Consider the following 23,756-nt stretch of genomic DNA (forward strand, 5'->3'; position numbering starts at 1 on the left):
CTACCGCTCGATGCCGCTATGCACACCGGCCTCGGCGAATGTTGCCATGCCGAGGTGGCATCTTAACGCTGCCCTTGCCATAAGGGCGGCCAGCACCGCGCCGGTTCCTTCGCCCAATCGCAAATCAAGATCGAGAAGCGGCCGCAATCCGAGATGGGCGAGAAGCCGCCGATGCCCGGGCTCCATCGAGCTGTGACCGACCATGCAGTGCGCCAGGCCTCCTGGTCCGCTGCAGTGGAGCGCGAGGGCGGCTGCCGAGCAGATGAAACCATCGAGCATGACAGGTACGCGAAGCAGGCGCGCCGCGACAATCGACCCGGCCATGGCGGCGATTTCGCGCCCGCCCAGAATCCGCAAGGCATCGAGCCCATCAACTATGGCGTTTTCATGCAGTCTGACAGCCTCGGAGACGACCTCGATCTTGCGCTCTAACATCCCGATCGGGATCCCGGACCCTCGACCACACCAGTCCGCCGGCTCGCCGCCCAAAAGTGCAAAGCATATGGCCGAGGCCGCAGTCGTGTTCCCGATTCCCATCTCACCTGGGCAAAGGATGCTTGCACCCGGTCGAACCGCAAGCATCCCGGATTGGAATGCACCAAGGAATTCTCTTTCGGACATGGCCGGGGCATGAAGGAAGTTGTTGACGGGGTGAGCCAACTCGAGCGGCACGACCGTCACCTTGGCACCGAGCTCGGCACTCAGCTGATTGATGGCCGCTCCGCCGCGCTCGAAGTTCTGCACCATCTGCTCTGTGACAACCGGAGGATAGGCCGACACACCGGCTTCGGCCACGCCGTGATTGCCCGCAAAGACACATACTTGCGGATCATCCATTACAGGGGGGTAGCGTCCTTGCCAGCGGGCCAGCCAGGCGACGATTTCCTCGAGCCTGCCGAGGCTGCCTGGCGGTTTGGTCAGGATCTCCTCCCGCGCTGCCGCTGTGCTTGCCGCATTTTCGTCTCCGGCCGGCAGTGCCTGCAGCGTTCGGCGCAGGGCTGAGAGGTCTTTTATGGGTGCAAAGAACTGTTGCCTTGAGAAAAGGCTGTTTAGATCAGACATACGGGTCCTCCACGTGACGCCGAAGCTCGAATGAGCAATCGCCCCGCCCTTTGCCATCGGGCGGTTTCAAGATCAGGCAACGCGTCTTCTGACTTCCAGCTTAACCGGGTGCAGGCACCTTCCCATCCGGGGAGCCGGACAGTGGCGGACAATGCCTCCTGACACTCGTATCTGGTTACAGCGGCGGGACCGTCCCGGAATTTCACCGGGTTCCGTTAGTTGCAGCAGGTTTCGTAGGGCATGCACTCCCGACCGACAATCTGAAAGGTGACTTTAATCAGGCGGCAGATGCCCTTTTCCGGCGAAAACTCACGAGTGCTTGCGCTGGCTCAAAGAAGTGAGAGTCGTGTCCACCTCCTATGAATGAAGATTAGGGCCAGTGGCCCCGACTGGTATTTCCGGCTTCCTGGTAACGATGCGGTTTTTCTGTCACTGAAGGTTTTCGACGATGAACTTGATGGTATCCCCAGAACACCGTTTGGTATCCCGGCCAATCGAGGGCGATCGGCGGAAAAGCGCGGCAGCAATGGAGATTTTCCCAATCGGCACGATACTCACGGCTACAGATAGCGCCGACGGACCAGTCTATCACATCCACGAGGGATGCATTGTGCTTAGCCGGCTGGTCGCCAACAGCGTTGCGCAGATCGTTGACGTCTATGGTCCGGGCCGTATCTTTGTCCATCCCAGCGCGCCGACCTTGGCCGAAGTGCGCATAGAATGCCGGTACGAGGTGCTCAGCCTTCGCAAGCACGCCCGCATGATTCACGAATCTCTCGTCGAAAACCTTGATCGTTCCCAGCGGCATGTCGCGCTCTTGTGCGGCAAGACGGCCGTTCAAAGGATCGCCACGGTCCTTATGGATCTCGCCCTGCAATTCGGTGTTGACCCGGTTTCATGCGGGACGCTGAGTCTGCCACTCACGCGGACCGAGATCGGCGATTGGCTCGGCTTGAGAGGTGAGACAGTCTCTCGCGTCTTCAGTCAGTTAGTCCAGCAGAGGGCTATTTCCCTTGATACGAATCGCCGCCTTTGCGTCAAAAACTGGCAAGCGCTTTCCCTCATTGCCGATGGTGTCGACCGGTGCACTGGGAGGGCGATGGCGATCTAGGTCATGTGACGGACACAATTGGTCGGCGCAATTCGACAGATCAGCTGGACGCGGAGGCTTGCCCGTGGTTACCCTTGGTGCGGCCATCGTGTCGCGCGTCACCTATGGTCGAAAAGCGATCCATAATATAGCCGACAATGTCATTGTCGCAGCACGCTGCCATGCATTCGTAAGCGTCACACCTCCAGTTACAGTCCGGGTCGTTCGCTCGGCAATCGGGGATACGTCCAGTAGATGGACGCAGACTGTCCATCCCAGTTCGGAACAGCCCCCCGACGGAGGGCTTGTATTCGCCGTTGCTCGTCACGGTTTTCTCCTTTGAACGACGTGGTCGGCGTCAGCCGGCGAAGCGAGGGAAAAGCACGTTGTTCTCCAAATGCATGTGCTCGACGAGATCTTCCGAGAACTTCTTCGCGCTGGTATAAAGGGCACGCCACGAATTGCAGGCACCATCCGGCAAGGTGAAGCCACGCGTGACATGTTCGAGTTCGGCCAGATACCCCGCCTCCACATCGTGCTCATGGCGTATCTGCGTGATCGCTTGCGTCGGCACAGCCTTTTCGTTCCGCTCCATCAACGGGAAGAGTACAGCCTCTTCGCGGCTCATATGGCCCTCGAGATCGGCCTGGATGCGCTCCAGGAGATCGACGAGGCCGACAGGGGCCTGAGGATGGGCACCATGCACACGCTCGACTTTCTGTGCGAGTGGGATCAGCCATGCCAGTTCACTGCGGTGTGTTTCGTGGTAGCGGCTGCGCAGGTGGTCGATCAATTCCGCCGTTCCCTCCGGAGCCTCCCGATGGCTGGCAAGCATCAGCGTCTGCAACTCCGTCAGCAGCGTGTCGGGCGAAAGGCCGGCTTTTTCTGCGGCCGTGTCGATCCGTTCAGCGCCGCCGCAACAGAAGCTTATCCCGTGGCGACGAAACAGATCGGCTGCTCCTGGTACGGTTGTTGCGATCTTTCCGACTGTCTGGCTGAAATCGATATCCGTCATGGCCGTTCCTTCATTCATGGACCTATCGAGCCTTCGGGCTCGATCATGTCGGTGAGCTTGCAAGCGTTTCCTCGTCTGGTCGTTGCGCTGTCGCAAACACGGCGCAACGACCAGACGGCACCAGCACGGTGCGGATCGACGACGGTCAGAGCGCGAAAGCGACATTCGTTGCCCGGGACATCCCTCTGACGCCTATCTCCCTTTGGTGGAAGCCGTGAAAGGCGGGGCAGCCGGTTGAGCTAGTTCGCCCATTACGGGGGACTGCGAATGATCATTCTACGGCCGGCCGCGCCCGCGCCTGGATGATGCGCACTAAAGTCAAATTCATTTATTGGAATGATTATAAGGAGATAAAAGTTGATAAAATGAATCATGTTTGATCTGGAGCAAATAACTCAACTTATTGCGCCGATAAACCCAAGAGGCACTTATCCTCATTGGCAGCCAAGCTGGGCCTATCGGTTCATGACAATAGACTTCGCACCGTATTTTGCTCACATCACCGATGACCCCTTGTCGAGGGCCTTCACAGCGAGAAGGGCGGTAATGCCGTTTCGTGGTAGGAAGCGAGTGGAAGCCGATATGGTGCCGCTGCGCTGGCAAGAGATGCTCTCAAATCCTGTTGCGGGGCCATCTCGGAGCGGCAGGCTCGCCTATGTCCACATACCCTTCTGCGCCAATCACTGCCTCTTCTGCGGCTTCTATCGCAATGCTTATACGTTGCTTGCGGCCGGCGAATATGTGGATCTCGTGATCCGCGACATCGAGCGCGAGGCGGAATACGCCGCCGCCACGAGCGAGGAGATCACGGCGATCTATCTCGGTGGAGGCACCCCGAGTGCGTTGACTGCGGCCGAATTGTCCCGACTGTTGCTGACCCTGCGTCGCCATCTGCCTGTTGCTGCCGACTGCGAGATAACAGTCGAGGGCCGGATCATTCATTTCGACGACGAGAAGGTTGTCGCATGCCTGGAGGCGGGGGCGAACCGTTTTTCCATCGGCGTCCAGAGCTTCGACACCGAGGTTCGTCGCCGCCAGGGACGGCGCGCGAGCAGGGAGGACGCGATTGCTTTTCTCGAGGGGCTGAAGCGGCATGACGGCGCGGCAATTGTGATCGACCTGATGTACGGTCTCCCCGGCCAAACGCTGGAGGTCTGGCAACGAGATCTCGCCACGGCGGCGGCAATCGCTCCTGATGGAATTGATCTCTACGGCCTCAACCTCATTCCTGGCACGCCGCTCTTCAGCGCGATCCAGGCTGGCAAATTCGCAACCGCGCCCGGCCTCGCCGATCTCGGACGATATTACCGCATCGGCAGCGATTTCCTGAACGAACGATCGTGGCGGCAGGTCAGCAACAATCATTGGGCCCGAACGTCGCTGGAACGCAATCGCTACAACCGGATGATCAAGGAAGCGGCGGATTGCCTGGCCTACGGCTCGGGCGCCGGAGGATCGCTGGGCAATCTGAGCTTTGGGCTCGCGGGAGATCTGCCGATGTTTTCCAAAGCTGTCCTGGCCGGCCAAAAGCCCATCGGCATACTTGCCTCATCTGATAGCCTGCGCCATCTCAGGGATCTGATTATCGGCAGCCTAGAGATGGGCAGGCTCGACCTGTTGGCGCTCGATCGGGCGGCAGGACAGGCGCTGAGCCTGGACCTGAGACCATTGCTGGAACAATGGTCTTCCGCCGGACTGCTGACCGTATCGGAAACGGCGATCGATCTCACCGTCGCCGGACGCTTCTGGTACGCCAACCTTATCACCGCTTTCCACGACATCATCGAGGCAAGGTTGCTGCCAGACAGCGCAGCCGCCTGACCCTCGTCCGCACACAGAAAGGATCGGACATGAACATGAAACAGCAAGCAACGGATGCGACGGAGGTCATAAGGAACGCGATCCTGGCGAAGCCCGACGGAATCCTGGAACATCTGGCCGAGGAACATCGCGTTTCGCTCAGGGCAGTCATCGATTGCCTGCCTGACGATAGCGCCACAGCAGTAGCCGGCGATCGTTTCATCGACGTCCTGAGCGATGTCGCCGCCTGGGGCGACATCACTTTCATCTGCCATTCGAAGGATGCCGTCGTCGAATTCTGCGGCCCGTTTCCGAAGGGGCGCATGGGCCATGGCATGTACAATCTTCAGGGTGCCAAGACGGGGCTGAGCGGTCATCTGCGGCCGGAGCGTTGCGCCGCGATCTACTTCGTTCGTCGACCGTTCATGGGCCTAGAAACAATGTCGATCCAGTTCTTCAACGCTGATGGCCAGGCCATGTTCAAGATCTATGTCGGCCGTGACGAGCAGCGTCAGTTGCGGGCCGATCAAGTGGAACATTTCGTGCGGCTGTGTGCAGAGATGGCGGCCGCTGATGCGTCATGAAACGTCGCCATTGATCATTGCCGGGGCAAGCCGGGGGGTCGGTTTCATACTTGCCCAACAGGAAAGCGCAATCGGGCGCCCGGTCATGGCCTTGGTGCGCCCTTCGTCCAATGACACCCAATTGCGGGATGCCGGCATTGCGATCGTGCCAGGAGACGCGTTGTCACCGGACGATGCGACCCGTCTCTTTGAGGAGTGCCGGAGCGATTGCGACGTCGTGTCGACGATCGGCGGCGTCTCCGCCGACGGACGCAGGGCAGACGACGAGGGAAACATCAACTTCATCAATGCAGCAGTCAAGGCGGGAATACGCGGACGGTTCCTGCTCGTCACATCGATCGGTTGCGGGGATATGGCGCCCTTCCGCTCAGAGCGGGCGATCGCAGCATTCGGGGCTGCAGTCGATGCGAAAACCCGGGCAGAAGACTATCTGCGCGTGAGCGGCCTTTCGTGGACGATCCTGCGTCCCGGCGGTCTGAGATCGGAGCCGGGCACCGGCCGAGGTGTTCTCTCGACGGATCCCGCACTACACGGATTCATCAGCCGGTTCGACGTCGCGCAGTTGGCGCAACGCATCCTACGGGATCCCGCCACTATCGGCAGGGCTTTCGCCGCAGTCGATCAGGACGCCGCGCACAGCGTCAATCCCCTTGACCCATTTCCACTCCAACTTTCGTAAGGCGTGCCATGCCAGCCAATATCCTGATGGTTATCCTGATCGCACTGCCTCAAGGCGGTGTGTCGGCCAGTTTCGTCAATGTCGACGCTCTTGAGGAATGCGAGTCGCGTTTGGGGCGGATTAGACCTGTCCTCGAACAGGAGAGCGACACGCTTTTGCATGCTGGCTGCCATTTGAGCACGGCCCAATTCTCGTTGTTCGATCACGATCCGCCGGTCGATGCGCCGCGGTTCCCTTACGAGATCACGATCAAGGGTGCATCCGCAGAGGTCCGGCGACTCGCGGGGGGCGATGATTGCGATAGCTCGGGCGCGAACCGAGGTGAGATGGCTTTCGCGCTTTGCGTCACCTCGACCCAAGAACTCATCTCAACCGAGCAATAATTCGGAAGTCGGCGATCTTTCAGCTTCGTTTTTCATCAAGGAGACATTTCATGAATTCTTCATGGACGCATCTAGACTTTGGGGCCCGAGGTAGAGGCGGATTGCGGGCCTGCTTCTTTTTAACCTGCTCCCTTCTGGCGTTGGAGCCGGCTTTGGCCGATGAGGACGACACGACTTGGCTCGACACCATCACCGTGGTGGGGACCAAGACTGCGCGATCCGTCAAGGACAATCCGCGATCCGTAACAGTTGTCACCGCCAAAGATATCGAACGTGAAACCACCAGCGGGATTGCCGAACTGCTCAGGGATGTCCCAGGCGTTGAGGTTGCGGACGATTCCGTTGCCGGGATGAAGCGGCTGAGAATTCGTGGCGAGAGCTCGCGTCGGGTGACGATCCTGGTGGACGGCCAGGAAATCACCGATCATAGTACCTATGGTACGCCCCTTCTGATCGACCCGGCGACCGTCGAGCGCATCGAGGTGGTTCGTGGTCCCTCGTCGGTTCTCTACGGCGCCAAGGCGATCGGTGGTGTGGTCAACATCACCACCAAGGGCGGCGCTGAAAAGCCATTCCAAGTCGAGGCTGGAGGCTCCTACTCCTCGGGTTCCGATGGTTGGCAGAGTTGGGCCGCGGTGTCGGGAAGCAAGAACGCCTTTGACTACCGATTGTCTGGTTCCCTCGATGAAAACGGCGACCGCGCGGTTCCCAAGGGGCAGTATTCCTCCACCGGGGAACTGGAGGGCTCCTCCTACAGCAGCGACAATCTTTACGGCCATATCGGCTATCGGTTCGGCGAGCAGGAAAACCACTATCTGGCACTGAAGTTCGAGCAGCATCGACTGGAGAGTGAGGGGTGGCCGGGCGAATTGTCGTCCTCTGTCGAGGCCTTCAAGATCGACCTGCCCAAGAGAGACAGGCGCAAGGTCGGGCTTTACTATGATGGCGACGATATTAGTGACACGATCGCCAAGATCCATGTAGATGTTTTCTATCAGACCATAGACCGCCTGTTTATCAATGACGTCACGACATCGGCCGGGGCGGGGCGAACGGTGGCGGTAAAATCGACATCCGACGATACGATCACGGATTATGGTCTCAACACGCAGATCGATCTCGACCTCATCGACGGTCATCACACAATCGTCGGATTGCAGTATCTCTCCGACAGTCTGGAAACGGACAAGACCTCCGATATTACGATGACCGGATATGCTCCCTTCCCGGTCACGGTAAGCAGCAGTTCCTTCGACAAGGCCCATATCGATACCTATTCCGTCTATGCGCAAGACGAATGGCAATTGACAGATACGGTAATGCTGACCGCGGGCACGCGACTTTATCACAGCCAAATTGGCCTGGATGAGACGACCGTGGCGGCCCGTAGTGATTTCGATGACCGAAGTGACACGCGCCTGTTGTCATCGCTCGGGGCGACCTGGAAGCCGGTCGAGACCACGACACTTCGCGCCAGCTATTCGCAGGGCTACATCACGCCGACGCTTCTGCAGATGTTTAGTTCGACGACCGCTGGCGGGCAAGGAACGACCTACGGCAATCCCGAACTGGATCCGGAACAGTCACAGAATTTCGAAATTGGCGCGCGCTATGAGGATGCTGGCCTCGCGCTAGACGCGGCTGCATTCTATTCCATGGCCAAGGACTACATCACAACGACGCGGTGCGTCACAGTTACGACCTATTGCCTGACCACGGGAACCACGTCGTCCCCGTCGTCCATCTACATCAACGCGGACAAGGCCAATACGTTCGGCATCGAATTGCTTGCCGAGTACGAGCTTCAAGACAGCGGCTTTACGCCTTATGTCAGCGGTACCTGGATCCGTCGAGAGCTAGAACATGCCGATTTTTCAACCTACAATAGCGACACGCCGATGCTTTCCGGTCGAGTCGGTATCCGGTATGAAGGCGAGTGGCAGGATCATCCGATCTGGGCTGATCTTTTTGTCCGAGCCGCGACCGAAGACAAGCAGACCTACCAGAGTGGAACAAGCCTGGTTACTGAAACGCTTCCCGGCTGGGGAACGCTGAACTTCGCCTTCGGCGGCAACATCGGCGAGGACAATAATGTGACCTATGCCGTTCGCTTCAACAACATTCTTGACAAGGAGTATCGGCCTTCGTTTGGGGAATTGCCCGGCTACGGTCGGAGCATCGAGGTGTCGGCGCGCGTGGCCTTCTGACACACGTACCAAACTGCGGCATCCCGAGTATTAGGTGGCTCGGGATGATCCTGCCGCGCGCCACGGACCCGGTGCTCCGCGGCATGTTTGATTGCGAGCAGGGGCGCTGGTGGAGTGCCATCAGAAATACCTTCAAATAATTGTCCAGATTTGCGCTGGCGCAAAGATCTCGACCACTGCAGTTGATAAGCATTCGCAACTGGCGTTTCGCGCCTGACGCGTCACGGCTGCCCCATTCAACGCAAGAGCATTTTCACAAAAGGAAACCGCCATGGTCATGCGCAAATCGGTCCTCGTACTTGTACTCTCATCGGCCCTGTCGGCGCCGTGCGCCGCCCTCGCGGCGGATAATGCGGAGAGCCGCGGTCTTGCGAATGTGAAGCAGTTCACGCTGGATCATAATCGCCGGCTGGTGGCTCAGGCGGAGTTGCTGGACGCCGCGCTGGCAGACTATGCCGGCGTGATCGCCGGTCATAGCGATGATTACGCGGCCGCCTGGGCGGCCGAGGGTGCGCGTCTCGCCAAGCAGGTCGCTGCCATTCGAACCCTGTGGCTTGAGGCATCGAACCAGTATGAGACGGTCGAGGGCATTGTCGCGGGCATCCCCTCGACGGCAAAGTATGACCTGATCCTCGACGCCGGTAATCCGGGTTCGGAAGCCGAGGACGTCGCCGAGTACGATCTCAAGCTGCCCGACGGGACCGTGCTTCAGCGCCCCGGCAACCTGTTCCACGGGATCACCGAGCCACTGTTCTGGGGTATGAACGAAGCGGACATCAAGCTTCCGGCGGATCTCGACGGTGATGGTAAGATCACCCGCGGCGAAATGCTGTTTGATGCCAATCTCGGCCAGGGTGCGGGTCAAGCACTCGTCCATTGGGCCAAGGCGCTCGAGACAGACATGGCCGCCTGGACTCCCAATCGCGAGGATGCCTTCACCTCCGTCGTCGTCATGACCCCGACGGTGGGTGACTATTTCGGCGAGTGGAAGGAATCGCAATTCATCACCGGTGAGATCGGCGCTTTCGTAGCCCAAAGCCGCCTGACGGATGTGCAGGGCATCATGAATGGTTGCCGCAAAATGTATTCCGAGGCGATTTCGCCGGTGGTTGCCGCCGGCGACGGTGATCTCGACGCGCGGATCAAGGCAGGTTTCGAGGAACTGCTGACGCTGGTCGACGACACGCATGCGCGGGAGGCGTCCGGCACCAAGTTTGGGGTCGAGGAGGCCGACGCGCTGGGCAACGAGGCGCAGGACATCGCCGACCGGATTGTCGCCATGATCCTGCAGGCTGCCGCGAAATCCGGCGTCAATATCAACGGATGACCACGGAATGGGCAATGCGCGGCCGGCCGGATGTGCCGGCCGCCGGGACTGGATGTCGATGACAAGACTCGGAACCTCGATGAAAGCAGACTGGCCGCGATCCGCAATGGTTCGCGGCGACAAACTGCCTGTCGTTCGCCATGCGTCGCTGTTGAGCCTGATGTTCGCGGTTCTGTTGGGCACGGGCGTGTACATCGAATTCCTCGCCGGCTGGAACTGGAACGCCGGGGAGGCGGTCCTCCTGCTTCACATCGTTCTGGGGCTCGTCTTCGCCGCTATGTTCCTGTTCTGGATCGGCGCGCATGTGCGGCGGGGACTGCCGAAAAGCCAGCGTCCTCTGTTCACATGGCTCAGTTGGATGCTCCTGGCTACCTACGCCCTCGTCGTTGTCACCGGGGTGGTTATGATCATTCCGTCGGCAATGTTTTTCGCCGGCTGGAGCTGGTTCTGGCGGTTCGAGACGACGCATCTCCTCACCCTGGTCCATCTCTGGAGCGCACTGGCCGCTACCGCCGGTCTCATCGCGCATCTCTATCTGCGGCACTGGCATAAGCCGGCTTCTGTGACGGGAGGGGCTTCGTCATGAAGTACCAGTTCAAGACCCATATGCCACTTCTGGCCCTTGGCCTGCTGAGCGGACTGCTGGTGATCGTCGGCGCTGAACTGCTGCGGCCGAAAAACGCGGAGCCGGGAGTGCCGCTCGCGGACATTCCCTTTTACCAACTGCCGTTCGGTCCGGACGATGCCGGCCAGCCGAGACCGTTCTGGCCCTCCCGGCTGCAAACAGAGAACGGCAGGATGATCGATCCCGCCGTCATTCCCTCGGCTGCGGAATGCGCCACCTGTCACCAGCGCGAATTCGAGGAATGGGCGCCATCCTTGCACGCCATCGCCGGGCGCGACACAGTGTACGAGCGGGCGGTCGAGGCTAACGAAGACCTGCACAAGGACGGCATCGAGAAAGCACGCTTCTGCGAGGGCTGTCATGCGCCCGGCGAGGTGCTGGCCGGGCGGACCAATCGCTTCAAGTCGGTCATGCCGTCGGCGGCTGAAACCGAAGGCATCACCTGCGTCATGTGCCATACGGCGACGCATGCCGATCCTGAAGAGGGCAATGGCGCGCTGACGCTGGCGGTCAATACCGGAGTTGACCAGCTTTCCAATGCCATGATCCTCGCCGCGCCGCGTGACCATGCCCGAGCCTATGGCGAGGCGGCGACGAATGCGTTGATCGCAAGCGGTGATTTCTGCGGCGCCTGCCACACCGAGGGCTATGACGCGTCAATGTCGAAGGCGGAAAGTCGGCAGCATGTCCAGACGACCTTCAGCGAATGGAAGGAGAGCTGGTATGGCCGCAACGACGTCACCTGCCAGGATTGCCATATGGCCCCGGATCCGGCCGCCTATGTCCGCCAGATCAGGAGCGGCGATCTGCGCAAGCCGGAGCGCTATGCGCACAACTTCGTCGGCGCCAACTACCTGATGTTTGATACCAGCCTCGGCACGAATCTCACCTTCTTGCGCGGCGGGATCGTGCCAGGTTTGTCGGATGCGAAAAATACCGAACTGATCGCCCGACAAGGGGAGGCGACGTGGGCGCTGTTGCGTTCGGCCGCCGGCCTTTCATTGCGCGGGACCACGATCGAAAAGGATCGTCTGCGCTTTGCCGTGGCCGTCCAGAATCTGGGGGCTGGCCACAATCTCCCGACCGGGGTGGTCGACCAGAAACACATGTGGCTGGAGGTCATCGTCAGGGATGGAGAAGGAACGGAAATCTATCATTCCGGTGCCTTCGACGGGGTGCGCGGCGAAACCGACCCCGACGCGGTGATCTGGCGCGAGGATTTCATCGATGCCGTGGGCAAGCGTATCCCCGACCACCTGACCTTCATTACCGCTGCCATATCGCATGTGCGTCCAGGCGTTCCGGCCAAGGGCGAGGACGTTGTCACCTACGAGACAAGGATCCCACCCCAGGTCGAGGGGCCATTCAGCCTTGAGGCCAAGCTCTGGTACCGCGTGGCCACGCAGGAATTCGCCTACAACACGCTGAAAACCGACCTTGTCATCCCTCCATTCGAACTGGCGTCAGGGACCTTTGTCCTGCCCGCAACAGAAGAGGCTCGCCCGTGAATATCCGCCGCTACTCCGCGATCGTGATTGCGATCACGCTATTGGCGCTCGTCGCCGGTTTTGCGCCACCGGCCGCGGCGGAGGTGCCATGGCATGATGCGGAAGCGCTTCGCAGCGAGAGCGCGTCGATTCAACGCCTATTGTTCCGCGCATCAGATGAGAATTTGCGGCGGGACATGTCGGCGAGGATCGATCGAGTGCGGCACTTGTGGAAGGACCGGCTGGAAGATGCCTACAGGCTTGGCGCACCGGATGCCGTTGCGCCGGTCGGCGATTCGATTGACGATTTCGCGACCGCCCTCGCCGAATGGAATGCCGGAGAGGCCGCGGCCGCGCGTGCGCGGATCTGGACGGCTTTGCTCGACGGCGCATTCAAAGCCACGCTGACGGCGCTGGACGAAGGACGATCCAACGACGCGGCGCAATGGCTGAATATCCGGGAATACGCGCGCACCTCCCGCGATACAGCCGGTTCGATCGCCATGCGGGAAGTTCTGGATCAGCGCCTGGCGCCGGTGAGGGCGCGGGAGGTCATAAGGGCCGAACTTCTCGGCGTTTATGCTGGCGAGCTGCGGCGGTCGATCACCGAAGCCCGGTCGCATCTCGCGTCGGGTTACCAAGTCCAGTTTTCCTATGCATTGGCGCGGGCGAGAGGACTGCACTACCTTCTGTCCGAAAACATCGTCGCACGGATCGGGCGTCCGCAAGCCGATGCAATCAAGACCGCTCTCGCCGAGGCGGAATCTCTCGCACCCACGGCGGTGGATCCAGTTCTGGCAAAACTGGAAACGAGCCTTGCGACCTATTCTCCGACCAGTCTGTCGCCCGAGGATCGCGAGCGGCGGGTCAGACTTTTGTCGCGGTTTGTTGGCCTGGTTCCGGTGGAATACGAGAAGGGCGTGCGCGATGGGCAAGTCACCATTCCGTTTGAATATTTCGAGGCTGGCTTGTTTCGTGACCGCGCTGAGATGTTGTTTGGCGATCTCGGTTCGGATCTCGCGGCTCGCTCGCCTCAATCCTTCGAACGGCTGGCCTCCATCCTGGCAGAGATGAAAATGATCATAGCTAGTAAGGGCGACGAAGAGCGGGTCTGGTCGCTGGCCGAAGAGGCAAAGCAGGCGATCTCGGACGTCTATGACGTATCCACGGAAGGGGGCTACAAACTCTCCCTTAGCATGCTGCCGGATCTTTTCGACGAGATCCTTCTGGTGGCCCAGGCAGGCGATTGGGAGGAGGCGGAGTTGAAGCGACTTGAGGCCTACGCGCTTTTTGATCCCGATATCGAGCAACGCCTCATGCCGCGGGCACCGGCACTTGCATTGAAGATGGAAGCTGGCTTCTGGGAAGGAAGTGCTTTCGAACCCGGTTTCGGACGTCTTATTGCGGACAAAGGCCCAGAAGAGGGGCTGACACAGGTCGCAGCACAGATGAAGGCATCAACCGCGCAGGCGGGACAGGTTCTTGACAGTCGACTCTCCTCTATCGGCGCCTTCCTGCAATCCCTTGCCATTCTCATGCGTGAAGGACTTGAGGCAGTTCTGGTGCTCGCCTGTATGATCGGTGCCCTAAAGGCGAGCGGAACGCCCGCCGGCGGGATGCAGGGGTGGCGTCTGCCGGTATCGAGCGGCGTTGTGACTGCTGTGGTCGCTTCATTTGCGCTTTGGCTAGCGGTTGGCCAACTGTTCGCCATGAGCACGCTTCAACGTGAATTTCTGGAGGGCGCGACGGCCCTGATCGCGGCAGGCGTGCTGGTCTATGTGACCCACTGGATGTTCCGCAAGGCCCATGTGGGGGACTGGGTTGCCGAAATCGGTCGGAGGACTAGCGCCGTCACAAGATCAGGCCAAATCACAAATATGTTTGGTGGTTTGACGGTCTTCGGACTAGCTTTCCTCGTGGTCTTCCGTGAGGGATTCGAGACAGTTCTTTTTTATGAAGCTCTCTTGGCGGATGCCCCGGCAATGCCGGTGCTTGGGGGACTTGTGCTCGGTGCCGTTCTGGCCATGACGTCCGCCTACCTCATACTTGGTCTGGAGAAGAGGTTGCCGGTGACGGCATTTTTCAGAGTTACCGGCGGATTGTTGGCGCTGATGAGTATCACGCTGGTTGGCAGTGGTATCCGTGGATTGCAGACGGCGGCCTTGATGCCGGCGACCCCTGTTCCGTGGTTTCCCGACCACGCCTGGCTTCAACTCTATCTGGGCCTCTATCCAGTCTCGGAGGCATTGTTGTCGCAGGCAATAGTAGCGGGGGGGCTACTACTATCAGCCGGATGGCTCTTGCGACGTCGTGCAAAGCCAGTGTCTCAGCCGGAGTTACCTTTGGGTTAGGCGGCTCTCATGCGGCGTGTGAGAACGATGATCCTGTAACGCATATATTGACGCGCTTGCTCAAAATGCCTCCGATGGCGTTGCTTGCCTATAATCGCATTGCCGAGGACATCAATTGCTCCGCAACACGTCGGATGCTAACCGGCGCAGTGATCCTGGAGGTCAGCGATCCAGTAAATGCCGTGCAAAAGGAGTGTCACGAAATCGCAGGCTGGCAGGTAGACCGCCTGGTTGACGGTCAGGATTGTCTGACGATGTTGATCGTCACGAGTTGATAGTTGAGCATTCGGACAGGAAACAGCATCGCCCAGACGAGCCGAAAGCATATTGTATGGTCGCTCAAACAGCGGCAACTGGTTCCCAGCCCCCGGCTCAACGGCTTAGAGATGCCTACCTGAAGCTCATTTCAGACAGGTTGCCTATCCCAAGCTTTGGCCACCTTAGCGCATACGATCGATCGAAAAACAAAGAGGATTTAAATGTCCGGGTAACCGCAGGCTTGACATTAGCGCCTGCGCCTCTTAGTTAGTTATTGATCACTAACTAAGAGGCGCATTCTGATGCGAAAGTCAGCGCAAGAGCGCAAGGCAGAGATACTGGCGACTGCGCTGCGGCTGGCGGACGAACTGGGCCCCGACCGGCTGACGACTGCCGCTATTGCTGAGGCAGTCGGCCTGACGCAGCCCGGGATCTTTCGCCATTTTCCGACCAAGCAGGCCCTGTGGCACGCGCTGGCGGCGGTCATCAGCGCTAGGCTGAAGGCCGCGTGGGACGAGGCGCTTGCCGCCAGCGCCTCGCCGGAAGGCAGGATCGCTGCGCTGGTTCAGACGCAACTGAATCTCATCGAAGCCCATCCTGCCATTCCGGCCATCCTGTTTTCCCGCGAACTGCGGGTCGAGAATGGTGCGCTTCGCCAGACCTTCGTCGGCTTGATGACGACGTTCCATGGCATCCTTGCCGGCGAGCTGGCGCGTGCGCGCGAAGCGGGCACCGTTCGCCCGGATCTCGATCCCGCGGACGGCGCCGTGCTGTTGATTTCGCTCGTTCAGGGGCTGGCGATGCGCTGGTCGCTGGGTGCGCGCGGATTTGCCCTGCAGCCGGAGGGCGTGCGGCTGCTGGCCGTGCAGATGGCTTTGTTTACGGGATCGGCGACAGAAGGGAAGCAGTCATGACGGGCGGAAAGATCCGGGTCCTTTTGGTGGCCGTGGGGGTCATCGCGGCAATTGCTCTTGCTTATGTGTTTCTCACCAAGCGGCCGGTCGCCGTTCCGGTTGCCGCAGTCGAACGGAATGTCGCGGTAAGGGTCTACGGCCTCGGCACGGTCGAGGCGCGGATCGTGTCGAAGATCGGGTTCGAGGTCGGCGGCGCGCTCTCCGACCTCTCGGTTGACAGCGGTGATGTCGTGACGCGCGGCCAGGTTCTGGCCCGCCTGCATCGCGATGCGCAACAGGCCCGGGTGGCCCGTGCACAGGCGGCGATCGTCGCGGCGGCCGCCAATACCCACAAGGCCGAGGCCAATGTCGAGAAGGCGGCGGCGGTGCTTGCGCAACGCCAGGCGGCCGATGCGCGCCAGCAGGAACTGGCCGGTCGAAATGCGATCTCTCGCCAGACTGCGGAGGAAGCGAAACGCGATGTCGAGGTTGCGGCCGCCGAACTCACCGTCGCGCAGACGGAGGTGGATGTTTTCAGATCGCAGGAGGTCGATGCCGGTGCGGCGCTGGATTACGAAACCGCCGTGCTGAAACAGCATGTTCTGGAAGCGCCGTTCGATGCGGTGGTCGTCGCGCGTCATGCGGAGGCGGGTGCCGTGGTGCGGGCCGGCGATGCGATCTACACCCTCATGGATCCCAAGACCGTGTGGACGCTGGCCTATATCGACGAGGAACGCGCCGGCGCACTGGCCGTCGGCCAGGCGACCGAGGTTCGGCTGCGGTCGATGCCGCATGACGTCTACGCGGGCAGGGTGGCGCGGATCGGCATCGAGAGCGACCGCGCCAACGAGGAGCGCCGCGTCTGGATCACCTGCGACAAGTGTCCGCCGCAGGTCTTTCTCGGGGAACAGGCCGAGGTGCGGATCACGGTCGACGAACTGCCGGAGGCGCTGCTGGTGCCGGAGGCGGCGATCAGCGGCTTCGACGGCCATGAGGGGCGGGTGTCCGTCGTCATGGACGGCAAGCTCGCGCAGGTGCCGGTGACGTTCGGCCATCGCACGGAAGATGCCCGCGTCGAGATCGTCGCAGGCTTGCCGGAGGGCGCCCGCGTCGTCACGGCCGCCGCCAAGGGCCTTGTCGAGGGACGTGCGGCGCGCATCGTTGAGGAGGCGAGGCCATGAACCTTGCCTATCGCGATGTCCGCCATAACCTGTTTCGCTTCGTGCTCACCTGTCTTGGCCTCAGCCTGCTGATGGCGGTGGTGCTGGCAATGATGGGCATCTACAACGGTCTGGTGGCCGATGCGCTGAACATCGTCAGGGCACCGCAGGCCGATCTCTGGGTGGTGGAAGCGGGCCGCCAGGGCCCCTTCGCCGAGTCCTCCAAGATCCCCGGCGAGACGCGCGATGCCGTGGCACGCCTGCACGGGGTGAGCGATGCCGGCAGCATCACCTACCAGACCGTCGAAGCCGCCTTTGCCGGCAAGACGCTTCGGCTCTACATCATCGGCTACGAGCGCGGCCATCCGGGTGGCCCGAATGCCGTCGTGGAGGGGCGCGGAATCGGGCGGAGCCACTTCGAGGCGGTCGCGGATCGCAAGTCCGGCCTCCAGGTCGGCGACCGGGTCGCGCTCGGCCGCAACCGGTTCGAAGTCGTCGGACTTGTCGAGGATGCGATGAACTCCGGCGGCGATCCCGTCCTCTACGTCACGCTTTCCGATGCGCAGACGCTGCAGTCGCAGCTCGCACCGCCTGCCGCCCGCGTGCAGTCGGCACGGGGCGCAACGGGTGAGAGCGCGGATACGGTGGCCGCGGTCATCGCCCGCGTCGACGCCAATGCCGATGTCGATTCCGTGGCGCGCACCGTGCGCCAGTGGAAACACCTCTCGGCCATGACGCAGGCCGAACAGGAAGACCTGCTGGTCCGCTCCGTCGTCGACCGGGCGCGCAGGCAGATCGGCCTGTTTCTCGGCATCCTGCTGACGGTCTCGGCCGTCGTCATCGCGCTCATCATCTACACCATGACCATGGAGAAGCTGAAACAGATCGCGACGTTGAAGCTGATCGGCGCGCCCGACCGCACCATTATCGGGCTGATCGTCCAGCAATCGATCGCGCTCGGCGCCGTCGGCTGGAGCTTCGGCCTGATGCTGATCCTGCTGATCAAGGACTATTTCCCCCGCCGTGTCCTGCTGGAGCCGATCAACGCGGTGGCTCTTGCCGGCATTATCCTGGTCGTTTGCATCCTGGCGAGCGGGCTCGGCATTCGCGCCGCGCTCAGGGTCGATCCAGCAACGGCGATCGGAGGCTGACGCCATGACCGATCCGCAAAGCCGCCTCATCATCGACCTCAAGGCAATCTCCAAGCACTATGGCGAGGGGGCGACGCGCGTCGATGCCCTGCGCGGCGTCGACCTCGAGGTGCGCGCCGGCGAGGTGGTGGCGCTGCTCGGGCCATCCGGATCGGGCAAGACCACGCTGCTCAACATCATCGGCTGCATCATCGATCCGACCGAGGGGCGGGTATGGCTGGACGGGGAGCCGGTCTACGAAAACCGCTGGCTGCGGGACGACCTCAGGCGCCTGCGGCTCGACAAGATCGGGTTCATCTTCCAGTTCCACAACCTGCTGCCCTTCCTCGACGCCAAGGACAATGTCGCCCTCGTGCTGCAACTGGCGGGCAAGTCGGCCGGGGAGGCAAGGCGCCGGGCGATCGAACTCTTGGACTATCTGGAAGTCGGAAACCGAAAGGACGCCATGCCGGCGCTGCTGTCGGGCGGCGAGGCGCAGCGCGTGGCGATTGCCCGGGCGCTCGCCAACAGCCCGCGCATCATTCTTGCCGACGAACCGACCGCGGCGCTCGATTCCAAGCGGGCCGGGATCGTCATGGACCTGCTGCGCAAGCTCGCCGCCGAGCAGGACGCCTGCATCGTGGCGGTGACCCATGACGAAAAGATCTACGACCGTTTCGATCGGCTTTTCCATCTGCGCGATGGTCGGCTGGAAGACCAGGAAGGGAGCAAGGCATGAACACGATTTTGCGAGGCGGCTGGGGGCTGAAGGCGGCAGGCGCGATCGGTCTGGTCTTTGGTCTGTTGACGATCTTCTCGGGAGGCATGGCGCTGTTCGGCGGCGAGGCCGCACGGGCGGCCGTCGGCAATGCCGTGCCTTTCGTATTGTGGTTTAATTTCATCGCCGGCTTTTTCTACGTTCTGGCCGGCATGGGGCTCCTGCTGAAACGGCGCTCGGCGGTCTGGCTGTCCGTGGCGATTGCTGTGGCGACGGCTCTGGTGCTTGCAGCCTTCGGTCTGCATGTCGCAGGCGGGGGCCTTTACGAGATGCGCACCGTCGGGGCGATGCTGTTGCGCTTGGCGGTATGGACGACCATCGCCACTGTGTCGTGGCGATCGATGCGTCCGTAGCCAAACTCGAGCAGCCGTCACTTAAGTTTGGGGCAATTGCGGTTCGCCGTCGTCGATCAGCGGCGAGGGCCGGGCATAGTCGGTTAGCTTGCCGATATCGACGATGTCGATCTGCAGTCCCTTGATGTTCACGCCATGGGCCGCCAAGGCCGAAAATCCGCGCGACAGGTTTTCCGCCGTCATGCCGAGATAGGCGGCCAGGATGCGCTTTTCGTACGGGATGGTCAGACGCCCTTCGCCACCCTGGCTGCGCTCCTCCCGGAGCAGCCAGTTGGCCAGCCGTTCCGTGCCGCTGCGCAGCTTCTGGTTCTTAAGTTCCTTGACCGTGCGCCGGTAGGCGCTGGCCAGTTCGAACACCACCGCCTTCATGAAATCGTGATCCTCTACCAGCAGTTCGCGAATGAGGTTGGCGGGGATCATCAGGATACGGGCAAGCGTCAGCGTTCTGGCGGACTGCAGACAGATGTCGTTGTTGAGTACGGCTGCAAGGATGAACAGATTTACAGGTCCGAGAATTTCAATTACCGTTTCGTCACCAGTTGCAGACGACGACATTTCTACTAGGTCCTGTTGACAAAGTATGGCAGCCATATCCTGGCTGCGGCCAGGGCGAGGAATGCGGAGAAGGATTTTCGTGTCTTGTCGTATCGGGTGGCGACACGTCGGAACTGTTTGAGGCGGTTGAACATCCGCTCGATGCGGTTCCTGTCCTTGTAAGCACGGAAGTCGCAGGCAGGCGGGTTCTTTCGGTTTGCTTTCGGCGGAATGACTGGTCTGATCCCGTGGATCAGGAGTTCCTCGCGCAGGAAGTCGCCGTCATAGCCTTTATCGGCAAGGAACAGCCTCGGCTTACTGACCGGTATCGCCAGCAGGTCCGGAACTGCGTTGTAGTCCGAAGCCTCCCCGCCCGTCAGGACGAAGCCAAGAGGGCGGCCCTGACCATCTGCTCGGGCGTGGATTTTCGTCGTAAAGCCGCCGCGTGATCGACCAAAAGCCTCCTGATAAGTCCCCCTTTAGCGCCCGCAGCCTGAGAGTGGCCGCGAACCGTGGTGCTATCGATCATGTGCTGCCAGTCATCCGTCAGCCCCAGTTCAACGAGGGTCTCAAGCAGAGCGTCCCAAACGCCCTGTTCGGCCCAACGGCGGAAGCGCACATAGACGGAATTCCACTTTCCGTAGCGCTCATGCATGTCGCGCCAGGGGCATCCGACCCGAAGAACATGAAACATGCCGTTCAGGTATCGTCGATTATCGTGCGAGGGCCGGGACTTCCTGCCACGTTCGCTGGGCAACAACCCCTCGATGATCTGCCATTCCATATCCGTCAGGTCGCCGCGAGCCAAAACCGCCTCCCAAAAGGCAGTCTTGAATCATGCTTCCGCTGATTTGGGAATCCACTTTGTCAACAGGACCTAGTCCATCGAGGACGATGTAAAGGAAATCTGCTGGCCTATTCTCCTCGAGGAGTATCGTTCCGGCAGGGAATGATTGCAGGAAGCTGGGGGCTATCGCCCGTTGGAAGGTGTTTTCCTTCACCCCCCTGAAGACGTTCAGACATTTCAGCTTTTCGATATCTTCGGCGCGCATTGCGTGGATCCTGCCTCGTTGCCGCGGATATCATTCCATGAGACGAAAAATGTCAAATGGACAGTCAACATAAGTAAAAACGAGGCGCGAAATAAGTAAGGATGAAATACTTCCAAAGACAAATGAGGAAAACATCGTAAAACAGCAATGCTGTTGACCCAGATCAATAAAAACAATCCGCGACTGGTCTCTTATTGTTTGCAAATACGTGTAATCCGAATCAGGAGCATGGCTATGCCAAACGCATTGGATGGCAACCCGCAGGGGCAGAAGACAGCTTTGGCGATGAGTACCGTCGCCTTCACCGTCTGTTTCGCCGTATGGACGATCTTCGCAATCATAGGCATCCAGATCCGCCAGGATCTGAGCCTCTCGGAAACCCAGTTCGGCCTGCTGGTCGGCACACCGATCCTCACCGGCTCGCTCATTCGCGTCGTGCTCGGCATCTGGACAGACAGGTACGGGGGTCGGGTGGTTTTCGTTGCCACCATGCTGGCGGCAGCCGTGGCAACCTTCCTCCTGACCTACGCCACCACCTATCCGCAGATGCTGATCGCAGCACTCGGCGTCGGCATCGCCGGCGGCTCGTTCGCGGTCGGCGTGGCCTATGTGTCGCGCTGGTATCCGCCCGAAAAACAGGGCACCGCGCTTGGCATCTTCGGCGCCGGCAATGTCGGTTCGGCCGTCACCAAGTTCCTCGCACCACTGGTGCTCGTCGCCTTCGGCTGGCACACCGTTGCCCAGGTCTGGGCCGGTGCCCTCGTGGTCATGGCGATCATCTTCTGGTTCACCACCAAGGATGATCCGGTTCTCGTTGAGCGGCGCCGCACCGGCGAAAAGCCGAAGAGCACCTGGATGGAGCTTGAGCCGCTGAAGAATGTCCAGGTCTGGCGCTTCTCGCTCTACTATTTCTTCGTCTTCGGCGCCTTCGTGGCCCTGGCGCTCTGGCTGCCGCAATACCTGATCAAGGTCTATGGCGTGGACATCCGCGCCGCCGGCATGATCGCCGCCTTCTTCTCTGTCCCCGCCAGCCTGTTCCGCGCCTATGGTGGCCATCTCTCCGACGTCTACGGCGCGCGCCGCGTCATGTACTGGACCTTCCTGGTGTCGGTCGTCGCGACCTTCATTCTTTCCTATCCGCCGACCGACTACGTCGTCCAGGGCGTGAACGGCCCGATCGCCTTCCATGCGGAGATGGGTGTGGTCGGGTTCACCGTCACGATCTTCATCCTCGGCTTCTTCATGGCGCTCGGCAAGGCCGCGGTGTTCAAACACATTCCGGTCTACTACCCCGGCAATGTCGGCTCCGTCGGCGGTCTGGTCGGCATGATCGGCGGTCTTGGCGGCTTCATCCTGCCGATCGTCTTCGGACTGTTGCTCGACCTGACCGGCCTGTGGACCAGCTGTTTCATGCTGCTGTTCCTGATCGCGCTCGGCTCGCTCACCTGGATGCATTTCGCCGTCCGTCAGATGGAGCAGGAGGCCGCCGGCGAGAAACTGGGCGAACTTCCGGCTTTCCCGGAACTGCAGGGCATGGAAAAGCGCAGCCGCAAGGCTGTGAAGCAAGGCGCCGCTATCCTCACCGACTGGCGCCCACAAGACCCGGTTTTCTGGGCGGAAAAGGGCCGCAAGATCGCTCGCCGCAATCTCTGGCTCTCGATCCCGGCGCTACTTCTATCCTTCGCCATCTGGCAGGTCTGGTCGGTCGTCGTCGCCAAGCTGCCGCTGGTCGGCTTCACCTTCACCACCGACCAGTTGTTCTGGCTGGCGGCACTGCCGGGCCTGTCGGGCGCGACGCTCAGGATCTTCTACTCCTTTATGGTGCCGGTCTTCGGCGGGCGCCTGTGGACGACGCTCACCACCTGGTCGCTGATCATCCCGGCGCTCGGCATCGGCTATGCGGTGCAGAATCCCGACACGCCCTATGCGATCCTGCTGCTGCTCGCGCTGCTGTGCGGTTTCGGCGGAGGCAACTTTGCCTCCTCGATGTCGAACATCTCCTTCTTCTTCCCGAAGGCGGAGAAGGGCAATGCGCTGGCACTCAATGCCGGTCTCGGCAACCTCGGCGTCAGCGTCGTGCAGTTCGTCGTGCCGCTTGCCATCACCGCCGGCATCTTCGGCAGTCTTGGCGGTGACCCTGCCATGGTTAAGTCCGCGACGGGCGAGGCTCCCCTCTGGCTGCAGAATGCCGGCTTCTTCTTCGTGCCCTTCATCATCCTTTCGGCGCTTGGCAACTGGTTCGGCATGAACGACATCGCCTCGGCCAAGGCGTCCTTTTCGGAGCAGGCCGTTATCTTCCAGCGCAAGCACAACTGGATCATGTGCTGGCTCTACACGGGCACCTTCGGTTCCTTCATCGGCTATTCCGCAGGCTTCCCGCTTTTGACCAAGACGCTGTTCCCGGACGTCAATGTGCTGCAGTTCGCCTTCCTCGGTCCGCTGGTCGGTGCGCTATCACGCTCCGGTACCGGCTGGCTGGCCGACAAGTACGGCGGGGCACGGGTCACTTTCTGGGCGTTTGTCCTGATGATGATCGGCGTCTCCGGTGTGCTTTGGTTCATCGGCATCAAGGAACAGCCGAATGCCTTCTGGGGTTTCTTCGCCTCCTTCCTGCTGCTGTTCTTCGCCACCGGCGTCGGCAATGCCTCCACCTTCCAGATGATCCCGGCGATCATGGGCAAGGAAATGGGGCGGCTGATGCCGCAGGCAACCCCGGAACAACGCCGCCTGCAGGCCGAGAAGGAATCGGCTGCCATCACCGGCTTCACATCGGCGATCGCTGCCTTCGGTGCCTTCTTCATCCCCAAGGGTTACGGCACTTCGATCGCCATGACCGGCGGACCGGACGCGGCACTCTGGGCCTTCCTGATCTTCTACGTCACCTGCCTGGCGATCACCTGGGCCGTCTACACCCGCAAGGGCGGACTGCTCCATGACGTCGAGCGAGGTCGGGCCAGCCCGGCCGCAGCCACAGCCTGAATTCGGAGG

General features: G+C 60.9%; 21 protein-coding genes, 1 pseudogene and 1 riboswitch. Of the genes and pseudogenes, 17 read left to right on the forward strand and 5 right to left on the reverse strand.

Annotated elements, in window-relative coordinates; translation table 11 throughout:
* Complete coding sequence (gene cobT, locus RNA01_RS17175; protein WP_147181474.1) at positions 1-1,062, reverse strand: nicotinate-nucleotide--dimethylbenzimidazole phosphoribosyltransferase; 1,062 nt, start codon at positions 1,060-1,062, stop codon at positions 1-3.
* An 83-nt stretch (positions 1,063-1,145) separates the two neighbouring features.
* Positions 1,146-1,276: riboswitch (cobalamin riboswitch) on the reverse strand.
* Between the two features lie 156 nt (positions 1,277-1,432).
* Entirely contained in the window at positions 1,433-1,939 is a 507-nt protein-coding gene (locus tag RNA01_RS24115) for a hypothetical protein (RefSeq protein ID WP_235916723.1), read from the reverse strand.
* On the opposite strand from RNA01_RS24115, the gene RNA01_RS24465 reads away from it, so the two are divergent.
* A complete protein-coding gene (locus tag RNA01_RS24465) occupies positions 1,922-2,173 on the forward strand; it encodes a helix-turn-helix domain-containing protein (protein ID WP_349816304.1) in 252 nt (83 codons plus the stop codon). The two genes, RNA01_RS24115 and RNA01_RS24465, sit on opposite strands and share 18 nt — an antisense overlap.
* 337 nt (positions 2,174-2,510) lie before the next feature.
* On the opposite strand, the gene ric is transcribed toward RNA01_RS24465, so the two are convergent.
* A complete protein-coding gene (gene ric, locus RNA01_RS17185; RefSeq protein WP_147181439.1) occupies positions 2,511-3,167 on the reverse strand; it encodes an iron-sulfur cluster repair di-iron protein in 657 nt (218 codons plus the stop codon).
* 465 nt (positions 3,168-3,632) lie between these two features.
* Between ric and hutW the strand changes: the two genes are divergently transcribed.
* The 15 genes from hutW (at position 3,633) to RNA01_RS17260 (ending at position 19,182) form a co-directional block, all read left to right on the forward strand.
* The gene (gene hutW, locus RNA01_RS17190; protein ID WP_170253509.1) at positions 3,633-4,988 is read left to right on the forward strand and encodes a heme anaerobic degradation radical SAM methyltransferase ChuW/HutW; all 1,356 of its coding nucleotides are present in this window, start codon (positions 3,633-3,635) and stop codon (positions 4,986-4,988) included.
* 35 nt (positions 4,989-5,023) lie between these two features.
* Positions 5,024-5,551 (forward strand): heme utilization cystosolic carrier protein HutX, encoded by a 528-nt coding sequence (gene hutX, locus RNA01_RS17195; RefSeq protein WP_147181441.1) that lies wholly within the window; start codon positions 5,024-5,026, stop codon positions 5,549-5,551.
* On the forward strand, positions 5,541-6,230 hold the full coding sequence (locus tag RNA01_RS17200) for an SDR family oxidoreductase (protein ID WP_147181442.1): 690 nt from the start codon (positions 5,541-5,543) through the stop codon (positions 6,228-6,230). Before hutX ends, RNA01_RS17200 begins: the two co-directional genes overlap by 11 nt.
* A gap of 8 nt (positions 6,231-6,238) precedes the next feature.
* Positions 6,239-6,613: a hypothetical protein gene (locus RNA01_RS17205; protein WP_147181443.1), complete on the forward strand. Its 375-nt coding sequence runs from the start codon at positions 6,239-6,241 to the stop codon at positions 6,611-6,613.
* Positions 6,614-6,765: 152 nt separating this feature from the next.
* Positions 6,766-8,820, forward strand: a complete 2,055-nt coding sequence (locus RNA01_RS17210; RefSeq protein WP_170253511.1) for a TonB-dependent receptor plug domain-containing protein — start codon at positions 6,766-6,768, stop codon at positions 8,818-8,820.
* 271 nt (positions 8,821-9,091) lie between these two features.
* A complete protein-coding gene (locus tag RNA01_RS17215; protein WP_147181445.1) occupies positions 9,092-10,147 on the forward strand; it encodes an imelysin family protein in 1,056 nt (351 codons plus the stop codon).
* Positions 10,148-10,154: 7 nt separating this feature from the next.
* The gene (locus RNA01_RS17220) at positions 10,155-10,733 is read left to right on the forward strand and encodes a DUF4405 domain-containing protein (protein WP_147181446.1); all 579 of its coding nucleotides are present in this window, start codon (positions 10,155-10,157) and stop codon (positions 10,731-10,733) included.
* Positions 10,730-12,280, forward strand: a complete 1,551-nt coding sequence (locus RNA01_RS17225) for a multiheme c-type cytochrome (protein WP_147181447.1) — start codon at positions 10,730-10,732, stop codon at positions 12,278-12,280. The genes RNA01_RS17220 and RNA01_RS17225 overlap by 4 nt, the downstream gene beginning before the upstream one ends.
* Entirely contained in the window at positions 12,277-14,610 is a 2,334-nt protein-coding gene (locus RNA01_RS17230) for an FTR1 family iron permease (RefSeq protein WP_147181448.1), read from the forward strand. Before RNA01_RS17225 ends, RNA01_RS17230 begins: the two co-directional genes overlap by 4 nt.
* Positions 14,611-14,684: 74 nt before the next feature.
* On the forward strand, positions 14,685-14,885 hold the full coding sequence (locus RNA01_RS17235) for a hypothetical protein (RefSeq protein ID WP_147181449.1): 201 nt from the start codon (positions 14,685-14,687) through the stop codon (positions 14,883-14,885).
* A gap of 285 nt (positions 14,886-15,170) precedes the next feature.
* Positions 15,171-15,782 carry a TetR/AcrR family transcriptional regulator gene (locus RNA01_RS17240; protein ID WP_147181450.1) on the forward strand — a complete coding sequence of 204 codons (612 nt, stop codon included), beginning with the start codon at positions 15,171-15,173 and terminating at the stop codon, positions 15,780-15,782.
* Positions 15,779-16,942: an efflux RND transporter periplasmic adaptor subunit gene (locus RNA01_RS17245; protein WP_147181451.1), complete on the forward strand. Its 1,164-nt coding sequence runs from the start codon at positions 15,779-15,781 to the stop codon at positions 16,940-16,942. The genes RNA01_RS17240 and RNA01_RS17245 overlap by 4 nt, the downstream gene beginning before the upstream one ends.
* Positions 16,939-18,072 carry an ABC transporter permease gene (locus tag RNA01_RS17250; RefSeq protein ID WP_147181452.1) on the forward strand — a complete coding sequence of 378 codons (1,134 nt, stop codon included), beginning with the start codon at positions 16,939-16,941 and terminating at the stop codon, positions 18,070-18,072. Before RNA01_RS17245 ends, RNA01_RS17250 begins: the two co-directional genes overlap by 4 nt.
* Positions 18,073-18,076: 4 nt before the next feature.
* Positions 18,077-18,790, forward strand: a complete 714-nt coding sequence (locus tag RNA01_RS17255) for an ABC transporter ATP-binding protein (protein ID WP_147181453.1) — start codon at positions 18,077-18,079, stop codon at positions 18,788-18,790.
* A complete protein-coding gene (locus tag RNA01_RS17260; RefSeq protein ID WP_147181454.1) occupies positions 18,787-19,182 on the forward strand; it encodes a hypothetical protein in 396 nt (131 codons plus the stop codon). Before RNA01_RS17255 ends, RNA01_RS17260 begins: the two co-directional genes overlap by 4 nt.
* A gap of 21 nt (positions 19,183-19,203) precedes the next feature.
* Here RNA01_RS17260 and RNA01_RS17265 read toward each other — a convergent pair.
* Together RNA01_RS17265 and RNA01_RS17270 are read right to left on the reverse strand one after the other, a co-directional pair.
* Positions 19,204-19,746: pseudogene (locus RNA01_RS17265) on the reverse strand (helix-turn-helix domain-containing protein); the annotation flags it as partial.
* Positions 19,743-20,524 (reverse strand): IS5 family transposase gene (locus RNA01_RS17270; protein WP_226623038.1). Its coding sequence is split into 2 segments (ribosomal slippage): positions 19,743-20,194 and positions 20,194-20,524, totalling 783 coding nucleotides; the frame shifts between segments, so codons are not numbered across the junction. The gene RNA01_RS17270 and the pseudogene RNA01_RS17265, both read right to left, overlap by 4 nt.
* Before the next feature lie 478 nt (positions 20,525-21,002).
* Here RNA01_RS17270 and RNA01_RS17275 point away from each other — a divergent pair.
* Positions 21,003-23,747, forward strand: coding sequence for a nitrate/nitrite transporter (locus RNA01_RS17275; protein WP_147181456.1), 2,745 nt, complete (start codon positions 21,003-21,005; stop codon positions 23,745-23,747).
* The last annotated feature ends 9 nt before the right edge of the window (positions 23,748-23,756 follow it).

Origin of the sequence: Paenirhizobium naphthalenivorans (genome assembly GCF_007992095.1) — a bacterium.
In the GTDB taxonomy this organism is placed as follows: domain Bacteria; phylum Pseudomonadota; class Alphaproteobacteria; order Rhizobiales; family Rhizobiaceae; genus Allorhizobium; species Allorhizobium naphthalenivorans.

Coding starts and splice junctions, on each gene's coding strand:
- cobT (WP_147181474.1), bottom strand. CDS start 1,062: ATGTCTGATCTAAACAGCCTTTTCTCAAGGCAACAGTTCTTTGCACCC.
- RNA01_RS24465 (WP_349816304.1), top strand. CDS start 1,922: ATGGATCTCGCCCTGCAATTCGGTGTTGACCCGGTTTCATGCGGGACG.
- ric (WP_147181439.1), bottom strand. CDS start 3,167: ATGACGGATATCGATTTCAGCCAGACAGTCGGAAAGATCGCAACAACC.
- hutW (WP_170253509.1), top strand. CDS start 3,633: ATGACAATAGACTTCGCACCGTATTTTGCTCACATCACCGATGACCCC.
- hutX (WP_147181441.1), top strand. CDS start 5,024: ATGAAACAGCAAGCAACGGATGCGACGGAGGTCATAAGGAACGCGATC.
- RNA01_RS17200 (WP_147181442.1), top strand. CDS start 5,541: ATGCGTCATGAAACGTCGCCATTGATCATTGCCGGGGCAAGCCGGGGG.
- RNA01_RS17205 (WP_147181443.1), top strand. CDS start 6,239: ATGCCAGCCAATATCCTGATGGTTATCCTGATCGCACTGCCTCAAGGC.
- RNA01_RS17215 (WP_147181445.1), top strand. CDS start 9,092: ATGGTCATGCGCAAATCGGTCCTCGTACTTGTACTCTCATCGGCCCTG.
- RNA01_RS17220 (WP_147181446.1), top strand. CDS start 10,155: ATGGGCAATGCGCGGCCGGCCGGATGTGCCGGCCGCCGGGACTGGATG.
- RNA01_RS17225 (WP_147181447.1), top strand. CDS start 10,730: ATGAAGTACCAGTTCAAGACCCATATGCCACTTCTGGCCCTTGGCCTG.
- RNA01_RS17235 (WP_147181449.1), top strand. CDS start 14,685: ATGGCGTTGCTTGCCTATAATCGCATTGCCGAGGACATCAATTGCTCC.
- RNA01_RS17240 (WP_147181450.1), top strand. CDS start 15,171: ATGCGAAAGTCAGCGCAAGAGCGCAAGGCAGAGATACTGGCGACTGCG.
- RNA01_RS17245 (WP_147181451.1), top strand. CDS start 15,779: ATGACGGGCGGAAAGATCCGGGTCCTTTTGGTGGCCGTGGGGGTCATC.
- RNA01_RS17250 (WP_147181452.1), top strand. CDS start 16,939: ATGAACCTTGCCTATCGCGATGTCCGCCATAACCTGTTTCGCTTCGTG.
- RNA01_RS17255 (WP_147181453.1), top strand. CDS start 18,077: ATGACCGATCCGCAAAGCCGCCTCATCATCGACCTCAAGGCAATCTCC.
- RNA01_RS17260 (WP_147181454.1), top strand. CDS start 18,787: ATGAACACGATTTTGCGAGGCGGCTGGGGGCTGAAGGCGGCAGGCGCG.
- RNA01_RS17275 (WP_147181456.1), top strand. CDS start 21,003: ATGCCAAACGCATTGGATGGCAACCCGCAGGGGCAGAAGACAGCTTTG.